This is a genomic window from Pseudomonas sp. PvP100 (assembly GCF_017833055.1).
Taxonomy (GTDB): Bacteria; Pseudomonadota; Gammaproteobacteria; order Pseudomonadales; family Pseudomonadaceae; genus Aquipseudomonas; species Aquipseudomonas syringae.
In genome coordinates, this window is record NZ_JAFIBO010000001.1 from 2,935,292 (window position 1) to 2,957,503 (window position 22,212).

Sequence of the window (22,212 nt, forward strand, 5' to 3'; positions counted from 1 at the left end):
GCTGAACCCATCTCATCAAAAATGAAACGGGTTCTGAGAAAAGGGCTGCCAACTGGCAGCCTTTTTTATTTTTGTTTCGGCAAAAATGTGAGGTTTGACTCGGTTAAATCCGGTCGAATGCGACTCCGGCCGGGCCTCGCCTGTTTTTGCCTTGCTTGACCTTCCTCTCGGCCATCATCCCAGACGGCAAAGACCAGGACGACGGATGATGGCAAAGGGAAGGTCAAACGAAACTACACGGTTTCCAAAGGCAATCTGGTTTGGCTGGCCCTCCCCTTATTGGTGACTGCCTCAAGGATCGCCCGCCCCAGCTCACGAATGTCGGGCTCTTTCACAATGGAGTGATGAGTTCCCATGATGGAGATGACTTGCAGTTGCTCCTTGGGCATCAGCGCCTCCCAACCAATGCTGATATCACTACGGTTTTCTCCCATTGCTGAGAATAAAGTGACACGCACCGGCAGCGCGGGCGGCATGTAACGGTAAAGCGCCAGACCGATACTGCGGATCAGTGCCAGGTATCTTTTTGCAAGATCACTCTCTATACCTTCAGGAAGCAGACCTTGAACTTGCGTATAAGCCAACAAGGCCTCGAAATCCCGAGCAGCAGCCAAGTGTCTGACAGGCCCCTGACGTACATCAGGCGGCAGAAGTCTCAATAAGGCTTCGATCTCGTCGAAATCCGGCCTCTCATCGAGATGAGCGTACCCGCCCTCCTGCGCATCAAACAAATGCCGATAGTCGCTGGTGGTGTCGACAAGCCCGAGGAATTCTACCGTAGCACCGGCCCCTATCAGTTGATGGGCAATTTCATAGGCGATCGTTCCCCCGGCAGACCAGCCAGCGACGCGATACGGCCCCTGTGGCTGTATATGGCGGATCCCCTCAATGTAGCGTGAGGCCATTGCCTCGATAGTGGTGAGGTGTTCCTCTCCACTTTGCAGTCCGCTCGCCGAAAATCCATACACCGGAATGTCAGAGGGAATTTGCTTTGCCAACTGTTGGGCATAGCCGATATCCCCTGAGCCTTCATGAATGAGGAACAAAGGATGTTGAGCCCCCTCTTTGCGAATGGTGGTCAGATTCGGATGCAGAGCCTTGCTCAGACCGCTATGGCAAGACGCGGCAAGTTCACAGATTGTCGGGTGCATGAACAGATCGCCTAGTGCAACTTCGACCTCGAAGCGCTGACGCAGGCACGAAACCAGTTGCACTGCCAGCAGCGAATGCCCGCCCAGTTCAAAGAAGTGGTCATGGCGACCCACCCGCTCCAGCCCCAGCAATGCCTGCCAGATCTCCGCCAGCGCATGCTCGATTTCACCTACCGGCGCCTCGTAACCACGACTGGCATAAGCGTCGTCTTCCGGCGCCGGCAATGCCCGTCGATCCAGCTTGCCGTTCGGCGTCAGCGGGAAACGCGCCAGCGTTACAAAGGCACTCGGGATCATGTACTCCGCCAGCCCTTGCGACAGTTGTTCGCGCAACTGCGTCGCCGACAATACGGCGCCTTCCTGCGCCGTCAAATACGCCACCAGGCGTTTGTCGCCGGGACGGTGCTCACGCGCCAGCACTACCGCCTCCCTGACCCCGGGGCAACCCGCAAGCTGCGACTCGATCTCGCCCAGTTCGATACGGTAGCCCCGGAGCTTGACCTGATCGTCGTTACGCCCCAGGTACTCGATATTGCCGTCTGCCAGCCAGCGCCCCAGATCACCGCTCCTGTACATCCGCGCCGCCGGCTGGGCACTGAACGGATCTTCCAGGAAACGCTCCGCCGTCAACTCCGGACGATTCAGATAACCACGGGCAACCCCGATACCGCCGATATGGATCTCGCCGCTGACCCCGATCGGTACCGGCTGGCCGTGCGCATCCAACAGGTAAATCTGTGTATTCGCTATCGGACGGCCGATCGCAACGATACCGATATCCTGCTCTGCCACGTAATGCCATGCCGTGACGTCGATGGCTGCTTCGGTGGGTCCGTACAGATTGTGCAACTCGCTTTTCGGGAAATGTGCCTGGCCTTGCAATAGCAAAGCATGCGGCAGCGCTTCACCACTGCAAAGTACTCGCTTGAGCGTCGAACACCGGCCTGCTGGCGTCTGATTGACGAAGGCCTGCAGCATGGAAGGAACAAAGTGCAGCATGCTGATGCTTCGGCGCTCGATCACCTCCATCAGGTAGTGAGGGTCTTGATGCCCGCCGGGGCGGGCCATGACCAGTTGTGCCCCGGCCAGCAGAGGCAGGAAGATCTCCCAGACCGATACATCGAAGCCGAAGGGCGTCTTCTGCAAGACACGATCGTCGGCTCCAATCCGGTATTCGCTCTTTGCCCACCACAACCGGTTGACGACGCCGTCATGCTGGTTGGCCACGCCTTTGGGTTTACCAGTGGAACCCGAGGTATAAATCACATAGGCCAGGTGTTGCGGTGTGATGGCCGGCACTACGGGATTATGTTCAGCCTCAACCTCCCAGTCGCCAGCTTGCAGGTCGAGCGTCGGCACCGCCAACTCGCCCAGCAACGTCCGGGTCTCGGCCTGCACCAGCACCGCCACCGGCGCGCTGTCTTCCAGCATGTAGCGCAATCGCTCGGACGGATACCCAGGATCCAGCGGCACATACGCACCGCCCGCCTTCAAAATACCCAGCAAGCCCACCACCATTTCCAGGCTGCGCTGCGCACAGATCGCAACCCGATCATCCGGCTGGATACCCAAGCCGATCAGGTAATGTGCCAGTCGATTCGCCCGCGCGTTGAGTTCGCCATAGGTCAGGCTTCCGGCGTCATCGACCACCGCCAGGGCATCGGGTTGTTGCGCCGCCTGCTCCTCGAACAGTTGATGAATCAACTTGTCCGCCGGGTAGGCCGCTGCCGTATCGTTGAACGACTCCAACACCTGCCGACGTTGCTCGCACGACAGCAGCGGCAGTTCTGCGACCGCTTGCTGGTCATCCGCCACCATGCCTTCCAGAAGCACCTGCAAGTGCCCCGCCATCCGCTCGATCGTCGCACGCTCGAACAGATCACTCGCGTATTCCAGAGAGCCGATCAACCCGCCATCCGCCTCGACCAGCGCAAGCGACAGGTCGAACTGGGCCGTCGTGTGCGGCGCTTGCAGCGGCTCCAGGCTCAGCTCCGGCAGGCTGAATTCGCCGCCGCCCGGGGTATTGTTCAGCGCCAGCATGACCTGGAAGATCGGGCTATGACCCAGGCTGCGCGGGGGCTGCAGCGCCTCCACCACCTGCTCGAACGGCAGGTCCTGATGCGCGTGCGCCGCCAGCATGACCGCCTTGACCTGCTCCAGCAACGCCGCCACGCTCAGGCGCCCTTCCGGCCGGATGCGCAGCGCCAGGGTGTTGACGAAGAAGCCTATCAGCGACTCCAGTTCGCTGCGCGGACGATTTGCCACCGGCGTGCCGATCACCACATCGTCCTGCCCGCTGAAGCGGCTCAGCAGACTCGACCAGCCCGCCAGCAAGGTCATGAACAGCGTCGCACCGTGACGCTGGCCCAACTGCCGCAACCCTGCCGTCAATGCCGGGCTCAGAGCCAGGCTCACCCGTCCGCCGGCATAACTGCGCAACGGTGGGCGGCGGTGGTCGGTTGGCAGCTCCAGCAAGGCCGGTGCGCCGCTCAGGTGCTGCCGCCAGAAGTCGACCTGCGTGTGCAGCGTCTCGCCCTGCAACCACTGCCGCTGCCACGCGGCGTAGTCGACATACTGGAAGGCCAGTGCCGGCAGAGGATCAGCCAGCCCCTGGCTGAAGGCGCGGTACAACATGCCGATTTCGTGCAGCAGAACGCCCGTCGACCAACCGTCCGAAACGATATGGTGCTGCGTCACCAGCAGGATGTGCTCTGTCTCCGACAGTTGCACAAGTCGTCCGCGAATCAGCGGCCCCCTCGACAGGTCAAACGGCGCCAGCGCCTCCTCGCCAGCGAGCCGCTCTACGGCCTCGTGTTGCATCTCGTCTTGCGTCTTGTGTTGTGCCGCGCTGTCCAGAGCGCGCAGGTCATGAGTGATCAGGGCGAACCCTTGGGTCGCCGGCGCGATCACCTGGATCGCCTGGCCCTCGTGCAAGGCAAAGTGGGTGCGCAGGGTTTCGTGGCGCGCCACGATCCGGTCCAGCGTGGCCTGCAAGGCGTCTCTGTCCAATCGGCCGCGCAAGCGCAGTCCCGCCGGGATGTGATAAGCAGCCCCCGCCGCCCGGTCCAGTTGATCGAGGAACCACAAGCGCTGCTGCGCCCACGACAGCGGCAATGGCAGATTGCGATCCACCGGCGTCAACAACGTCAACGGCGTCTGCGCCGATAGCCGGGCGTTCGCCACCTGACGTGCCAGACCTTGCAGCGTCGGCTCGGCAAACACATCCCGCAGTGCCACTTCGACTTCGAAGCGCTGACGCAGACGCGACACCAGTTGTACCGCCAGTAACGAATGCCCGCCCAGTTCGAAGAAGTGGTCATGACGACCTACCCGCTCCAGCCCCAGCAAAGCCTGCCAGATCTCTGCCAGCGCATGCTCGACGTCACCTGCCGGCGCCTCATAGACGCGACTGGCATAAGCGTCGTCCTCCGGCGCCGGCAATGCCCGACGATCCAGCTTGCCGCTCGGCGTTTGCGGAAAACGCGCCAGCGTCACGAAGGCACTCGGAATCATGTATTCCGCCAGCCCTTGCGACAGTTGCTCGCGCAACTGCGCCGCCGACAATACGGCACCTTCCTGCGCCGTCAGGTACGCCACCAGGCGTTTGTCGCCTGGACGGTGCTCTCGCACCAGCACCACCGCCTCCCTGACTCCAGGGCACTCAGACAGTTTCGACTCGATCTCGCCCAGTTCGATACGAAAACCGCGGAGCTTGACCTGATCGTCGTTACGCCCCAGGTACTCGATATTGCCGTCCGCCAGCCAGCGCCCCAGATCGCCGCTCCTGTACATCCGCGCCGCCGGCTCGGCACTGAACGGGTCGTCCAGGAAACGCTCTGCCGTCAGTTCCGGCAGATTCAGATAGCCACGGGCAACCCCCGCGCCGCCGATATGGATCTCGCCAATGACCCCAATCGGTACCGGCTGGCCGTGTGCATCCAGCAGGTAAATCCGTGTATTCGCGATCGGACGGCCGATTGGAAGTGAATGACCCGCTTGAACAGCGCTGTCGCACAGGTAAAAAGTAGAGTCACCCGCCGCTTCCGACGAACCGTAGAAATTCAGTATCGTGGCCGAAGGTAGCCAGGCGCGAGTGCGAGCAAGCAGGGAGGACGAAAACACCTCGCCACTGCAAACGATCAGCCGCTTTTCTGGCGAAACTTGTCGGTTCTCTATTCTCGACAGTTCTTCCAGCAGTGAAGGGACAAGAACCAGACGGGTCAACTGATGCTCTGTAACCGCCTGCCACAGCTGTATCGGATCCCTGGAGGCCAGCGGCGACACGATATGCAGCTGCGCGCCAAACAGTAAGGGCATCAGCGTTTCAGTCACCGAATCGAGAAAACTGATCGACGTTTTTTGTGCATGCTTTTCGAGTCGCTGACCACCGAAAGTGCTATGCATCCAGTAAAGACGGTTAACCATGGCCTGATGTGGACCGCCCACGCCTTTGGGTTTACCGGAGGAGCCCGAGGTATAGATCACATAGGCCAGGTGCTGCGGCGTGATGGCCGGCACTACAGGATTGTGTTCAGCTTCAACCTCCCAGTCGCCATCTTGCAGGTCGAGCGTCGGCACCGCCAACTCGCCCAGCAACGCCCGGGTCTCGGCCTGCACCAGCACCGCCACCGGCGTGCTGTCTTCCAGCATGTAGCGTAACCGCTGCTCCGGATACGCAGGATCAAGCGGCACATACGCACCACCCGCCTTAAAAATCCCCAGCAAGCCCACCACCATTTCCAGGCTGCGTTGCGCACAGATCGCAACTCGATCATCCGGCTGGATACCCAGGCCGATCAGATAATGTGCCAGTCGATTCGCCCGGGCGTTGAGTTCGCCATAGGTCAGGCTTCCGGCGTCATCGACCACCGCCAGGGCATCGGGTTGTTGCGCCGCCTGCTCCTCGAACAGTTGATGAATCAACTTGTCCGCCGGGTAGGCCGCTGCCGTATCGTTGAACGACTCCAACACCTGCCGACGTTGCTCGCACGACAGCAGCGGCAGTTCTGCGACCGCTTGCTGGTCATCCGCCACCATGCCTTCCAGAAGCACCTGCAAGTGCCCCGCCATCCGCTCGATCGTCGCACGCTCGAACAGATCACTCGCGTATTCCAGAGAGCCGATCAACCCGCCATCCGCCTCGACCAGCGCAAGCGACAGGTCGAACTGGGCCGTCGTGTGCGGCGCTTGCAGCGGCTCCAGGCTCAGCTCCGGCAGGCTGAATTCGCCGCCGCCCGGGGTATTGTTCAGCGCCAGCATGACCTGGAAGATCGGGCTATGACCCAGGCTGCGCGGGGGCTGCAGCGCCTCCACCACCTGCTCGAACGGCAGGTCCTGATGCGCGTGCGCCGCCAGCATGACCGTCTTGACCTGCTCCAGCAACGCGGCCACGCTCAGGCCCCCTTCCGGCCTGATCCGCAGCGCCAGTGTGTTGACGAAGAAGCCGATCAGCGACTCCAGTTCGCTGCGCGGACGATTTGCCACCGGCGTGCCGATCACCACATCGTCCTGCCCGCTGAAGCGGCTCAGCAGACTCGACCAGCCCGCCAGCAAGGTCATGAACAGCGTCGCACCGTGACGCTGACCCAGCTGTCGCAACCCTGCCGTCAATGCCGGGCTCAGGGCCAGGCTCACCCGTCCGCCGGCGTAACTGCGCAACGGTGGGCGGCGGTGGTCGGTTGGCAGCTCCAGCAAGGCCGGTGCACCACTCAGGTGCTGCCGCCAGAAGTCGACCTGCGTGTGCAGCGTCTCGCCCTGCAACCACTGCCGCTGCCACGCGGCGTAGTCGACATACTGGAAGTCCAGTGCCGGCAGAGGATCGGCCAGCCCTTGGCTGAAGGCGCGGTACAACATGCCGATTTCGTGAAGCAGAACGCCCGTCGACCAACCGTCCGAAACGATATGGTGCTGCGTCACCAGCAGGATGTGCTCCGTCTCCGACAGTTGCACAAGCCGCCCGCGAATCAGCGGCCCCCTCGACAAGTCGAATGGCGCCAGCGCCTCCTCGCGAGCGAGCTGCTCTACGGCCTCGTGTTGCGCCGCGCTGTCCAGAGCGCGCAGGTCATGAGTGACCAGGGCGAACCCTTGAGTCGCCGGCGCGATCACCTGGATCGCTTGGCCCTCGTGTAAGGCAAAGTGGGTGCGCAGGGTTTCGTGGCGCGCCACGATCCGGTCCAGCGTGGCCTGCAAGGCCTCGCTGTCCAATCGGCCGCGCAAGCGCAGTCCCGCCGGAATGTGATAAGCAGCCCCCGCCGCCCGATCCAGTTGATCGAGGAACCACAAGCGTTGCTGCGCCCACGACAGCGGCAAAGGTAGATCGCGATCCACCAGCGTCAACGGCGTCTGCGCCGAGAGCCGGGCGTTCGCCACCTGACGTGCCAGACCTTGCAGCGTCGGCTCGGCAAACACATCCCGCAGTGCCACCTCGACTTCGAAGCGCTGACGCAGACGCGACACCAGTTGCACCGCCAGTAACGAATGCCCGCCCAGTTCGAAGAAGTGATCGTGGCGACCGACACGCTCCAGCCCCAGCAACGCCTGCCAGATCTCCGCCAGCGCATGCTCAATGTCACCTGCCGGCGCCTCGTAATCACGATTGGCATAAGCGTCGTCCTCCGGCGCCGGCAAGGCCCGACGGTCCAGCTTGCCGTTCGGCGTTAGCGGGAAACGCGCCAGCGTTACGAAGGCACTCGGAATCATGTACTCCGCCAGCCCTTGCGACAGTTGCTCGCGCAACTGTGCCGCCGACAACTCGACACCTTCCTGCGCCGTCAGGTACGCCACCAGGCGTTTGTCGCCTGGACGGTGCTCGCGCACCAGCACCACCGCCTCCCTGACTCCAGGGCACTCAGACAGTCGCGACTCGATCTCACCCAGCTCGATACGGAAGCCACGGAGCTTGACCTGATCGTCGTTGCGCCCCAGGTACTCGATATTGCCGTCCGCCAGCCAGCGTCCCAGATCGCCGCTCTTGTACATCCGCACCGCAGGCTCGGCACTGAACGGGTCGTCCAGGAAACGCTCCGCCGTCAGTTCCGGCATATTCAGATAGCCACGGGCAACCCCCGCACCGCCGATATGGATCTCGCCGCTGACCCCGATGGGCACCGGCTGACCGTGTGCATCCAGCAGGTAAATGCGTGTGTTGCCGATGGGGCGGCCAATAGGAATCGAGCGCGAATTGTCGGACAGCGCATGGATCTCATAGGTGCTGGCAAAGGTCGTTGTTTCCGTTGGTCCATAGCCATTGATCAGATGCCTCGGGCGATGGACGCGGGACAAAACCTTCGCAACGCTCACTGGATCGAGCACATCCCCACCGACCAGGAGATATCGCAGCTTTGAGAAGGCAGCGGCGAGTACATCGACATATTCATTGAACAATCCAGCAGTCAACCATAAAGCGGTCACGCCACCTTCAATCAATACATGGTTCAAGCGCGCGGCATTGAGCAGCGTCGCCTGAGACACAACCAACAGTTTCGCCCCATTGAGCAGCGCACTCCAGATTTCCCAGGTCGAAGCGTCGAAGGCCGTATTGGCGCCATGCGCAACACAATCCTCTGTGGTGATCCTGGCATAAGGATTATTGATAACCAGACGCAGCACACTGCGGTGCTCAATCAGCACGCCCTTCGGCACTCCCGAGGAGCCGGATGTATACATCACATAAGCCGGCATTCTCGACGTCAGCCCCAGGGCATCAAGATCCGGATTGCCACACGGCAGCCCACCGGTCCCTGAGGACAGGTCCACGCTGTCCAACACGACCTGCGGCACATTTACCGCCGGCAGGCATTCCTGCAGCGCCGCTTGCACCAGCACTGCTACCGGCGCGCTGTCTTCCAGCATGTAGCGCAATCGCTCAGGCGGATACCCAGGATCCAGCGGCACATAGGCACCACCCGCCTTCAGAATACCGAGCAAGCCCACCACCATTTCCAGGCTGCGCTGCGCACAGATCGCGACCCGATCATCCGGCTGGATACCCAGGCCGATCAGGTAATGTGCCAGTCGATTCGCCCGCGCGTTGAGTTCGCCATAGGTCAGGCTTCCGGCGTCATCGACCACCGCCAGGGCATCGGGCTGTTGTGCCACCTGTTCCTCGAACAGTTGATGGAGCAACTTGTCCGCCGGGTAGGCCGCTGCCGTATCGTTGAACGACTCCAACACCTGCCGACGTTGCTCGCAGGACAGCAGCGGCAGTTCTGCGACCGCTTGCTGGTCATCCGCCACCATGCCCTCCAGAAGTACCTGCAGGTGCCCCGCCATCCGCTCGATCGTCGCACGCTCGAACAGATCACTCGCGTATTCCAGAGAGCCGACCAACCCGCCATCCGCCTCGACCAGCGCAAGCGACAGGTCGAACTGGGCCGTCGTGTGCGACGCTTGCAGCGGCTCCAGGCTCAGCTCCGGCAGGCTGAATTCGCCGCCGCCCGGGGTATTGTTCAGCGCCAGCATGACCTGGAAGATCGGGCTATGACCCAGGCTGCGCGGTGGTTGCAGCGCCTCCACCACCTGCTCGAACGGCAGGTCCTGATGCGCATGCGCCGCCAGCATGACCGCCTTGACCTGCTCCAGCAACGCCGCCACGCTCAGGCCCCCTTCCGGCCGGATGCGCAGCGCCAGTGTGTTGACGAAGAAGCCGATCAGCGACTCCAGTTCGCTGCGCGGACGATTCGCCACCGGCGTGCCGATCACTACATCGTCCTGCCCACTGAAGCGGCTCAACAGACTCGACCAGCCCGCCAGCAAGGTCATGAACAGCGTCGCACCGTGACGCTGACCCAACTGCCGCAACCCTGTCGTCAATGCCGGGCTCAGGGCCAGGCTCACCCGTCCGCCGGCATAACTGCGCAACGGTGGGCGGCGGTGGTCGGTTGGCAGCTCCAGCAAGGCCGGTGCGCCACTCAGGTGCTGCCGCCAGAACTCGACCTGCGTTTGCAGGGTTTCGCCCTGCAACCACTGCCGCTGCCATGCGGCGTAGTCGACATACTGGAAGGCCAGTGCCGGCAGAGGATCAGCCAGCCCCTGGCTGAAGGCGCGGTACAACATACCGATTTCGTGCAGCAGAACGCCCGTCGACCAACCGTCAGAAACGATATGGTGCTGCGTCACCAGCAGGATGTGCTCTGTCTCCGACAGTTGCACAAGCCGTCCGCGAATCAGCGGCCCCCTCGACAAGTCAAACGGCGCCAGCGCCTCCTCGCGAGCGAGCTGCTCTGCGGCCTCGTGTTGCGCTGCGCTGTCCAGAGCGCGCAGGTCATGAGTGACCAGGGCGAACCCTTGGGTCGCCGGCGCGATCACCTGGATCGCCTGACCCTCGTGCAAGGCAAAATGGGTGCGCAGGGTTTCGTGGCGCGCCACGATCCGGTCCAGCGTGGCCTGCAAGGCCTCGCTGTCCAATCGGCCGCGCAACCGTAGTCCCGCCGGAATGTGATAAGCAGCCCCCGCCGCCCGATCCAGTTGATCGAGGAACCACAAGCGCTGCTGCGCCCACGACAGCGGCAAAGGTAGATCTCGATCCACCAGCGTCAACGGCGTCTGCGCCGAGAGCCGGGCGTTCGCCACCTGACGTGCCAGACCTTGCAGCGTCGGCTCGGCAAACACATCCCGCAGTGCCACCTCGACTTCGAAGCGCTGACGCAGACGCGACACCAGTTGTACCGCCAGTAACGAATGCCCGCCCAGTTCAAAGAAGTGGTCATGACGACCTACCCGCTCCAGCCCCAGCAACGCCTGCCAGATCTCTGCCAGCGCATGCTCGACGTCACCTGCCGGCGCCTCATAGACGCGACTGGCATAAGCGTCGTCCTCCGGCGCCGGCAATGCCCGTCGGTCCAGCTTGCCGTTTGGCGTTAGCGGGAAACGCGCCAGCGTTACGAAGGCGCTCGGGATCATGTACTCCGCCAGCCCTTGCGACAGTTGCTCACGCAACTGCGCCGCCGAAAACTCGACACCTTCCTGCGCCGTCAGGTACGCCACCAGGCGTTTGTCGCCGGGACGGTGCTCGCGCACCAGCACCACCGCTTCCCTGACCCCGGGACACTCAGACAGTCGCGACTCGACCTCACCCAGCTCGATACGGAAGCCACGGAGCTTGACCTGATCGTCGTTGCGCCCCAGGTACTCGATATTGCCGTCCGCCAGCCAGCGTCCCAGATCGCCGCTCTTGTACATGCGCGCCGCAGGCTCGGCACTGAACGGGTCATCCAGGAAACGCTCCGCCGTCAGTTCCGGCATATTCAGATAGCCACGGGCAACCCCCGCACCGCCGATATGGATCTCGCCGCTGACCCCGATGGGCACCGGCTGGCCGTGTGTATCCAGCAGGTAAATCCGTGTGTTCGCGATCGGACGGCCGATTGGAAATACCGAAGACCGATAACAGTCGATATCGTCAACCAGTCTATGCCAGGCCACCACGTCGCTACACTCCGTGGGCCCGTAACTGTTAATGAATTCGGGCCTCGGCTCGGGAAGCATTTCCAGCCTGGCGACTTGAATAGGCTCTCCGCCCAGTACCACCCGGCGGATGCTGTCAAGTTGCCTTGAATCGTTTGCGTCGATGAGCGTGTTGAACGCACTGGGTGAAAGATTGATGTGGGTAATACGCTCGCGTTGAATCTGCTCCAGCAGCACCTCGGGAATGAAAGCCTCTCTGGCCAGGTGCAGTGTTCCACCGACCAATAACGGACCGAGAATATTTTTTTGCGTCAGATCGAAGCTATAGGAGGAAACAAGCAGTACGGCATCATCGGACGCCAGGTTCAGCTCGGCCAGATACCAGTGCATCAGGTTTAGAAAGCCCCTTTGCTCGATCAACACGCCCTTGGGTTGGCCGCTCGAGCCTGAGGTGTAGATCACATAGGCCAGATGATCCGGCTTGACGGCTCGCGCCACTGGATCATGGTCAGCCTCAGCTTCCCAGCACCCGCCTTCCAGGTCCAGCAGTGGCACCGCCAACTCGCCCGGCAACGCCCGGGTCGCGCTCTGCACCAGCACCGCCGCCGGCGCGCTGTCTTCCAGCATGTAGCGCAACCGCTGCTCCGGATACGCCGGGTCCAGCGGCACGTAGGCAGCACCCGCCTTCAGGATCCCCAGCAAGCCCACCACCATTTCCGGGCTACGCTCCACGCAGATCGCCACCCGGTCATCCGGCCCGATGCCCAGGCCGATCAGATGATGCGCCAACTGGTTGGCGCGCGCATTCAGTTGCGCATAAGTGAATGTGCGCGCCTCAAATACCAGCGCAATCGCTTCTGGCGTTTTTTCTACTTGCGCTTCGAATAACTGATGGACGCAGGTGCCTTGCGGATAATCCACGGCCGTCGCATTCCACTCCTGCAGCAACTGACGCTCGGATCGCGGCAGCATCTCCAGACTGCGCAGCAACGACTCAGGTGAGTGTTCCAGCGCGTCGACCAGACTCTCCAGCGCCGTCTCCATGTAAGCACATACCCGCTGCGGATCGATCCCCGCCGTGGCTTGAACGGTCAGTGCAAAGCCCTCGCCCAGATCGTCCACAGCCAGTGTCAGCGGATAGTTGGTTCGCTCATTCCAGCCCAGGACCTCGATTCCGCCCCAGGCGCGGTCTCCCTGGTCCGAGACTTGCGGCTCGGCGCTGTGGCGGTAATTCAGCAGCGCGCTGAACAGCGGCAACGGCGGAGCAATGGCGCTGCAGCGTTGCGCCAGCGCCAACGACGCATGTTCGTGACCGAGCAGCGCGGTCAGGCGGGCATGCGTGGCCTTCACCCCCTCACGCACGCCTTGCTCACCGACGTTCAAGCACAACGGCAAGGTGTTGATGAACATCCCCAACGAGCGGTCGGCACCATCGCCACCCTGCATGCGTCCCAGCAACACCGTACCGAACACCACGTCTTCCTGGCCCGACGTGCGCCCCAGCACCTGCGCCCAGGCCAGATGATGCAGGCTGGCAGCACTTACGCCCAGACTCCTGGCTTGCCGACGGATCCTGCCCGCCAGCTCTGCGGCCACTGCCTGCCTGGCTTGCTTGATGTCCCGACCGTCACCCTGCACATCGTGCAAACCGAATGGCAGCGTCGGTTCTGTCACCTGACCGAGCATTTCCTGGAAGAACGCTTCATGCGCCGCTTGGCTTACGCCCAGTCGCGCCTGCGCCACATGGTTGCGATAGGGTACCGAATCCGGCAGTCCGGCTGCCTGCCCCAGCAGATCCGCCTGCACCTCATGTTGCACCACTTCCAGCGCCGTATGGTCCAGCACCATATGGTGAAACAGCAGAATCGCCACCCAGCGACTATTCGCTTCGTCGTAGGCGTAAGCCATCTTCATCAAGGGCGCTTTCGTCAAATCCAGCCGGTAATGCCTGGGGTCGAAGCGCTCCTGAAGTTGCTGTTCGATGTCTCCGTCGGCCGCCTTCAGCTCCAACGCTTCAACGGCCAATGGCGCTTCGCGCCAGACTGTCTGAACCGGCTCGTCCAGCCCCTCCCACAGCACCGCCGTTCTCAAGATGTCATGCCTGGCAATCACACCCTGAAGTGCCCGGACAAACGCCTTCAGGTGGTCTTCGCTTGGCAGCGCAAAACGCGTATTTAGCAAATAGGGGTCACCCTCGACCGACGCAAGGTGGTGGAACAACACCCCTTCCTGCAGTGGCGCCAGTGCATAGATATCCTGGACGTTCGCCGTCCCGCCTGGCACAGCACGCACAATCCGCTCGATGGCATCCTCGCTCAGGTCCGCGAGCGGCAACATCGACGGTGTAATTCGTGTGCACCCGACCACGATTCCGTTGGCGGGCACCTCTACCTCATGACCGTTATCCAATACCTCGGCAAACGCAGAAAGGGTTGGCTGGGCAAACAGCAGCCGCACATCCGCCGACAGTCCCGCTTGACGCATCCGGCCCATCAGACTGACGGCCAGTAGCGAATGCCCACCCAGTTCGAAGAAGTGATCGTGGCGACCCACCCGTTCGACACCAAGCAGCTCCTGCCAGATTTCGGCAAGCGCCGTCTCCACCGTCCCGCACGGCGCTTCGTAGCCGCGGCTCACATAAGCGTCGGCCTCCGGCACAGGCAACGCCCGGCGATTCAGCTTGCCGTTAGGTGTCAGCGGCCACCCCGGCAGTTTCACATACGCGGCCGGCACCATGTACTCCGGAAGACTCGCCTGCAAGGCCGCCCGTAGCGTCTGCACCGCAATGATCTCTTTCGCTTCCCGCGTCGTGTAATACGCGATCAGACGTTTGTCACCCGGCGTGTCTTCCCGGGCAATCACCACCGCCTCTCCGACACCAGGGCACACAGCCAGCTGCGCCTCAATCTCGCCCAGCTCGATACGGAAGCCGCGGAGCTTGACCTGATCGTCGTTGCGTCCCAGGTATTCGATATTGCCGTCCGCCAGCCAACGACCCAAATCGCCGCTCCTGTACATCCGCGCCGTCGGGTCGTTGCTGAAACGGTCTTTCACGAACCGCTCTGCGGTCAGCTCATCACGATTCAAATAGCCGCGCGCGAGCTGTACACCCGCGATATAAATCTCGCCGCAGACGCCAACCGGGACCGGTTGCATGTGCGGGTCCAGCAGATACATCCGGGTATTGGCAACCGGCCGGCCGATCGGCACGATCCCCGCATGCAGGTCGGGCACACAGTGCCAGTAGGTGACGTCGACAGCGGCTTCAGTGGGGCCATACAGATTATGCAATTGCACATGTGCAAAGCGTTGCTCGAAGTGCTTTTGCAAACTATAGGGCAACGCCTCGCCGCTACAGAACACCTGCCGCAATGTGCTACAGGCCAGCGGGCCAGACTGATTGAGGAAGCTCTGCAACATGGACGGTACGAAATGCAATATCGTGACACCCGAGTCTGCGATCAACTCGGCCAGATACTCGGGGTCCTGATGGCCTCCCGGACGCGCGATCACCAATTGCGCACCCGCGAGCAAGGGTAGAAAAAACTCCCAGACCGACACGTCAAAACCGAACGGTGTCTTTTGCAAGACGCGGTCTTCGCGACTCAGCCGATATTGGTCCTGTGCCCACAACAGGCGGTTCACAATGGCGCGATGCTCGATCATCACGCCCTTGGGCTGACCGGTCGAACCCGAGGTATAGATCACATAAGCCAGGTGCTGTGGCGTGATCGTCGGCAACACGCGATCATGCCTGGCTTCAGCCGCCCAGTTCACGCTTTGCAGATCCAGCACCGGCATCGTCAGTGCACCCAGCAAGTCCCGGGTCGTACGCTGCACCAGCACCGCCACCGGCGCGCTGTCCTCCAGCATGTAGCGCAACCGCTCCGGCGGATACCCAGGGTCCAGCGGCACGTAGGCACCACCCGCCTTCAAGATCCCCAGCAAGCCCACCACCATCTCAACACTGCGTTCCACAAAGATCGCCACGCGGTCGTCCGGAGCAATGCCCAGTGACAGCAAAATATCAGCCACCTGATTGCTGCGTTCGTTGAGGTCCGCGTACGTCACTCGCTCGTCGCCGCACACCAGTGCAAGCGCTTGAGGCTGCTGCTGCGCTTGCTGTTCGAAAAGTTGATGGACCAATAGATCCTGTTGCCAGGCCTGATGTGTCGCGTTGAACTCGACAAGCACTTGCCGACGTTCGGTTTTGCCCAAGAGCTCGATCGCGCCCACTACCTGGCGATCGTTCTCGACCATCGCACGCAGCGCCCGTTCCAGATACGCCACGTAGCGTTGGGCCGTCTCGCGGTCGAACAGCGCCGTCGCATATTCCAGCGAACCGACGATCCGTCCCTCCACCTCCGCCAAGTCGAGGGACACATCGTACTTGGTGGTGCGTGCTACCGAATCCAGCAGCGTTAGCTCCAGCCCCTCCAACGCCAGTTCTGCGGGCGGCGTGTTCTGCCACGACAGCATCGCCTGGAACAGCGGGCTATGGGACAAGCTGCGCACCGGCTTGAGCAACTCCACCACCTGCTCGAAAGGCAGATCCTGGTGTTCATAGGCCGCCAGCGTGCAGGCCTTGACGCGACTCAGCAATGCCTCGACCGCCGGATCGTCCGACACATTCACGCGCAACGCCAGGGTGTTGACAAAAAACCCGATCAGGCCCTCGACCTCAGCGCTCATCCGGTTCGCCACCGGCGAACCGATCACCACCTCATCCTGCCCGGACAAACGACTCAATACCGTCGCCCAGCCCGCCAGCAATGTCATGAACAGGGTCGTGCCGTGCCGCCGACTCAGCGCCTTGAGCTCATGGCTCAGCGTCGCATCCAGCACCACGGGCACCGCATCGCCCGTATAGTCCTGTTGCGCCGGACGTACACGATCAGAGGGCAACATCAGCAATGCCGGCGCATCGAGCAGAGCGGTCTGCCAGTAGGTGCTTTGCTTGTGCAATACCTCGCCGCTCAACCAGCCTCGTTGCCACACCGCATAGTCCGCGTACTGGATCGACAACTGCGGCAACGGGTCTGCATCAGCTTGGCAACCGCTCGCGTAGAGCGCTCCCAACTCGCGCGTCAACACGCCCATCGACCAGCCATCCGATACGATGTGGTGCATCGTCAACAGCAACACATGCTCGTCATCGCTCAGCCGAACCAGACTCCCTCGAATCAGCGGTCCCTGCTGAAGATCGAAGCGCCCAATGGCTGCTTCGTCCATCAGTCGTGCCAACTCACTCGAGCTATCGGCATGCGTCGTGAGATCGTACTTGCGCAACGGGCAGCCTGTTTCCTCGGGATGGATGCAGAGCACTATGGCCTGATCCCCGGTCTGGACAAACGTTGTGCGCAGTACTTCGTGACGCGCCACAATCCGGTTCAACGCACGCTGCAAGGCGGCTTCATCCAGCGCGCCGACGATGCGCAGCCCCGCCGGTATGTGGTAAGCAGCGCTGGCACCTTCCATCTGCGCCAGAAACCACAACCGTTGCTGAGCAAACGACAGCGGCAGTTGCGCCTCTCGTGACGTTGGCACAATCTGCGGCAGTGTATTGTTTTGTGCCTGCGCCACCACGCAGGCAAGCGCCTCGAGCTGCGGATTCGCGAATAACGCGGCCAGTTCCAATTCCACGCTCAAACGCTGCCGGACCAGGGAGATGAGCCTCATCGCCAGCAGCGAATGCCCACCCAGCTCGAAGAAGTGATCGTTGCGCCCCGCCCGATCGACACCGAGCAGCTCCTGCCAGATCTCCGCCAGCGCACGCTCGACTTCGCCTGCCGGCGCCTCGTAGTCACGACTGGCATAAGCGTCGTCCCCCGGCGCCGGCAATGCCCGCCGATCCAGCTTGCCGTTCGGCGTCAGCGGCCATTCGGACACTTTCACATACGCCGCCGGCACCATGTATTCCGGCAGCCTCGCCTGCAAGGCAGCACGCAACGTCTGCGCTGTCATGGCCTGTGCAGCTTCCTGCATCGTGTAGTACGCCGTCAGACGCTTTTCACCCGGCGTATCCTCCTGGGCAATCACCACCGCGTCTCTGATGTCCGCGATCTGCCTCAGTTGCGCCTCAATCTCGCCCAGCTCGATACGAACTCCCCGGAGCTTGACCTGATCGTCATTGCGCCCCAGGTACTCGATATTGCCGTCCGCCAACCAGCGCCCCAGATCGCCAGTCCTGTACATTCGCGCCGCCGTTTCGGCACTGAACGGGTCATCCAGAAAACGCTCCGCCGTCAGTTCCGGCCTGTTCAGATAACCCCGGGCAACCCCCGCGCCGCCGATATAAATCTCGCCGCTGACCCCGATAGGCACAGGCTGTCCGTGCGCATCCAACAGGTAAACCTGCGTATTGGCTATCGGACGGCCTATGTGCAATACCGACTGCGTTGCATCGATCAGACCGGATGTGGCCACAACCGTGGTCTCGGTCGGACCATAGTTGTTGATCAGCGCAACCCGACTACCCGGATTGGGAAACTGACGCAACCGGTCTCCACCGATCAGCAACGTTTGCAGCGACGCCGGCTCGATCCCTTGGGCGAACGCAATCTCGGCAATCGGCGTAGGCAAGAAGCTCACATCCAGTTCTTGCCGACGCCACCATCCCAGCAGCGCATCGACATCATTGCCAAGCGCTTGTCCAGGCAACAGCGACAGGCTGGCGCCCACGCACAGCGCTGGCCATAGTTCCCAGACGCAAGCATCGAAACCGACACCGGCCACGCTCGAAACCCGCTTGCGATGGGTCAGACCGAACGCCTCGCAATGCCAGGCCACCAGGTTCACGAGATTGCGATGCTCGATCATCACGCCCTTGGGCTGGCCGGTCGAACCCGAGGTATAGATCACATAAGCCAGGTGCTGTGGCGCGACCGTCGGCAATACGCGATCATGCTCGGTTTCAGCCGCCCGGTTCACGCTTTGCAGATCCAGCACCGGCATCGCCAACGCACCCAGCAAGTCCCTGGTCGTACGCTGCACCAGCACCGCCACCGGCGCGCTGTCCTCCAGCATGTAGCGCAACCGCTCCGGCGGATACCCAGGGTCCAGCGGCACGTAGGCAGTGCCCGCCTTCAGGATCCCCAGCAAGCCCACCACCATCTCAACACTGCGTTCCACACAGATCGCCACGCGGTCGTCCGGAGCAATGCCCAGTGACAGCAAGGCATGAGCCACCTGATTGCTGCGTTCGTTGAGTTCAGCGTAGGTCACGCGCTCGTCGCCGCAGACCAGTGCAAGCGCTTGGGGCTGCTGCTGCGCTTGCTGTTCGAAAATCTGATGGACCAATAGATCCTGTTGCAAGGCCTGGTGTGTTGCGTTGAACTCGACCAGCACTTGCCGGCGTTCCGCTTCCCCCATAAGCGCAAGCTGGCCAATCGGCGTCGATTCATGAGCGGCAACTGTCTCCAGAAGCAGCGTAATGCGGTCCCGAATCCGCTCAACTTCGTCCGGGCGAAAGCAGGCCAGATTGAAGTTGAAGTCAACGACTACGTCTTCATCCGAATAGTAATCACAGATAGCGATTGAGAGCGGCGTCTGATCGAAGCCGCTGTACATCCTGATCGCCTTCGAAGGGGCGCCGCCAAAGAAAAAGTCTGCGTCAAATTTTTCGAATGAAAGCGTGATATCGAAGATCTGCTTGCGCCTGGAATGGCCAATATTCAGGGCGCGATTCAGTTCCGCAATCGGGAAGTGCTCGTGGCGGTAGCAGCGTCGCAATTCGGCGGCCACATCGCCCATCAATTCGAGCAGGGAGCGATTAGGGTCAACCCGTACGCCGATCGGGATGACGGAAGAAAACATCCCGATCGTCTGTTTCTGGCGGGCCGTCGTGCGGTTATGCAGGGGCATGCCAATGATGACTTCTTCTGCACCACCGACGCGTGAAAAATAGGCACTGACGACTGCAAAGAACACCGTGACAGGAGAAAGGCCATGCTCGGTGGCAACCGCGGCCACAGCATTGAACAGGTCACGCTTGATCGTCGAGCGAATATGACCGCTCTTGCACATCGAACCCACGGCATGGTCGCCGGACCACTGCAGCAGGGATGGCGGTATTTTTGCGTAGCGTTCGCGCCAAAACGACCGGTCACGCTCCAGGCGCGGCGAATTCAGATAGGCCTGGTCTTTGACCAGGAAGTCTCTGTAGGAAGGGCCTTCCTCGAGCTCGTCGATGCCCACCAGTAAATTGTTGTAGGCCTTCGCGACTGCATGGCAAAACAGCGTCGCCCCTGAGCCGTCCATGACCAAATGATGGTAGCGACCCAGCCAGTAGTGACGGGATGCACTGCACCGTACGAGCTGCGCCTCCCAAAGAATGCCTGCCAATGGATTGAAGGGTCGGGAAAATGCGTGTTGAAGGTATTCCTGCGCTCGCTCGACGCTGTCAACGTAGTCTGAAAAGTCGACGAGTTCGAGTGTGATATCGACAGATGGCAACACTCTCTGCCGGGCTATATCACCCTCTTGGAACAAGGCAAGTCGTAGCGCATCATTATGCCTGACAACGAGATTGATAGCCTTCTCGAACATTGGAATATCGAGATCACCCTTGATCTCCAGCTTCATGCCAATGTTGTACAGCGGTATGTCCGGATTCGCTATCTGACCGAGCCAGATACCCTGCTGTACAGAAGATAGTTCATACGAGACATTGGAGTTGTTCGATACGTGTTGATGCGACGACGTCATGCGTAAACATCCCTGATTTTAATATCCTTTCGGGAGCCGAGTGACGATGTCCGCGGCCCTGCCGAATTCCTGGCGTGCTGGCCAAGTTCCATACAGAACTCGGCAGTTACAGCACAAGTTTGTCGCAGATAAACCGGATGTCAGAACCTGGCTTGCCCTGTCTGCATGACTGCCATAGGGACCTGGGAGAATGTCATTGATGTGCCGACAGTACCGGCTAGTAGCACCTTGATACTTCCGGACTGCGGGTTTCTCTATTTTCCCCTAAGTCGTGAACGGTTCGAACCGACGAAATAAGACCCTGACCCCGGATAAGCTGCTAGACCTGCAATAATAGCGTTGACACTTACAAAGAGAAAAACAGAAATGAGGGCTTGTCCCGTATTACCAGTGCACCCCTCCCGCATTCAATAAACCGTTTTCGCTTCATTTGCCAAGGCAAAACGCGGGCATATCACCTTATCTGTAAGCGTTGGACTGATCGATAGACGCGGGGTTTGAACTTTGCTCAAAGCGCTGCTCAATTGGCTGGCCAGTCAACAATTAGCATGGAACAAAGGAGATAGTAGACTAATGACTCCTGCCCCTCTGTCAGAGGCAGGATTTAAACATCAATCCCTTAATTTGGAAGCGTTCTCCACGCTTGCCGGGCTCCCACAGCTCATGACGCTTTAGGCAGGCTTGACCAAGGCAGCATACGTCTCAAAACACTGTCGCGGCGTACCAGGTGATGGAAGAGCGCAGCTAACACATGCAGGCTCACCACGACCCAGGCAACCCACTTCCCAAGGAAATGATGAACAGTATCTATCGGAGCCTCAAACGCTTCATAGCTTAAACTGAATGTGACACTGAACCAGGCGAATAGCTTGGTTTCATTGAAGCCTGTCATGCTGAACAGTCCGAAGTCAGTAGGTGCCCCCGTGCCCAAGTAGCCCGTTAGCGGCATCGCAATCATCAGACCATAGAGTCCCCCGTGCGCAACGTGCGCGAGTATGTGTTCCAACGCCGAACCGGGCGGGTTATCCGGCTGCATGTCCAGCAATCGCCATAGCAACCTGGGCAACACTAGAAAACCGACTAGCAGGCCAAGCACCCAATGAATATTGAGCACTGGCAAAGACTCCGGCGAGGTGTCATCCATGAACCAGATAACGTAATAGACGACGATATAAGCCGCGATAAATGAAGCCGCGCTCGTCCAGTGAAAAAATTTGGCAAGGCCACCAAAACAGGTCGCGCTATTGCGCCATTGCATAGTAGGTATTCCTGAAAAGTGAGGTGGCAGCGGTTAGCTATTAAGCAGACCGCTTAGTAGCCGTTCCAAGCCTTCAAGTGCTTGGGCCAAACGTGCCTCAATGTCGCCATCAGGTTCTGCGATCCAGAACGATGCTTCGGTGACAGCGCCATAGATCATTCGGGCTGTCACGGTTGTGTGCAGCGGTGCCACGACACCTTCGGCAATCAGTCCGTCGAGCGCGGCTTGCAGTGCGGCAATGCCCAATGACTGAGCGGCTTGCGGAACATCACCGAAGATGGCACGTGCATCCTGCAAGATAATCCGGCGGATTTCCGGCTCCAGTGCCAGTTCAAGATAGGCGCGACAACGTCGACGGAAGGCCTCCCACGGAGAAGGTGCCGCATCCGAAATTGCCTGAAGGCGTTCGCCCACCTCGGTCTCGATCTGCTCGATGACTGCGAGTAGCAATCCTTCCTTATTGCCAAAATGGTGATAGATCGCCCCCCTCGTCAGACTGACTTCGGCGGTGAAATCATCCATTGAAGTATGGGCGAAGCCCTGGCTGGCAAATGCCTGCCGGGCGGCTGCTACCAGCTTGGCGCGAGTTTGCTCAATCATTCCGGCGCGCGTACGGCGTTGTTGCTGCATAAAAGCATCCTTTTAGCTCACATACGCTGCGTACGCTAATTGACATACCTCTTGAATGTCAAT

At 60.8% G+C, this 22,212-nt stretch carries 3 protein-coding genes; all 3 read right to left on the reverse strand.

All coding sequences use genetic code 11. The annotated features are described in order from the left end of the window. Nucleotides 1-233 precede the first annotated feature (233 nt). Complete coding sequence (locus JOE39_RS12520) at nt 234-20,261, reverse strand: non-ribosomal peptide synthetase (protein WP_210077308.1); 20,028 nt, start codon at nt 20,259-20,261, stop codon at nt 234-236. A gap of 661 nt (nt 20,262-20,922) precedes the next feature. After that, on the reverse strand, nt 20,923-21,519 hold the full coding sequence (locus JOE39_RS12525; protein ID WP_003434345.1) for a cytochrome b: 597 nt from the start codon (nt 21,517-21,519) through the stop codon (nt 20,923-20,925). A gap of 33 nt (nt 21,520-21,552) precedes the next feature. After that, a complete protein-coding gene (locus tag JOE39_RS12530) occupies nt 21,553-22,149 on the reverse strand; it encodes a TetR/AcrR family transcriptional regulator (RefSeq protein ID WP_003434343.1) in 597 nt (198 codons plus the stop codon). Between the last annotated feature and the right edge of the window lie 63 nt (nt 22,150-22,212).

Coding starts and splice junctions, on each gene's coding strand:
- JOE39_RS12520 (WP_210077308.1), bottom strand. CDS start 20,261: ATGACGTCGTCGCATCAACACGTATCGAACAACTCCAATGTCTCGTAT.
- JOE39_RS12525 (WP_003434345.1), bottom strand. CDS start 21,519: ATGCAATGGCGCAATAGCGCGACCTGTTTTGGTGGCCTTGCCAAATTT.
- JOE39_RS12530 (WP_003434343.1), bottom strand. CDS start 22,149: ATGCAGCAACAACGCCGTACGCGCGCCGGAATGATTGAGCAAACTCGC.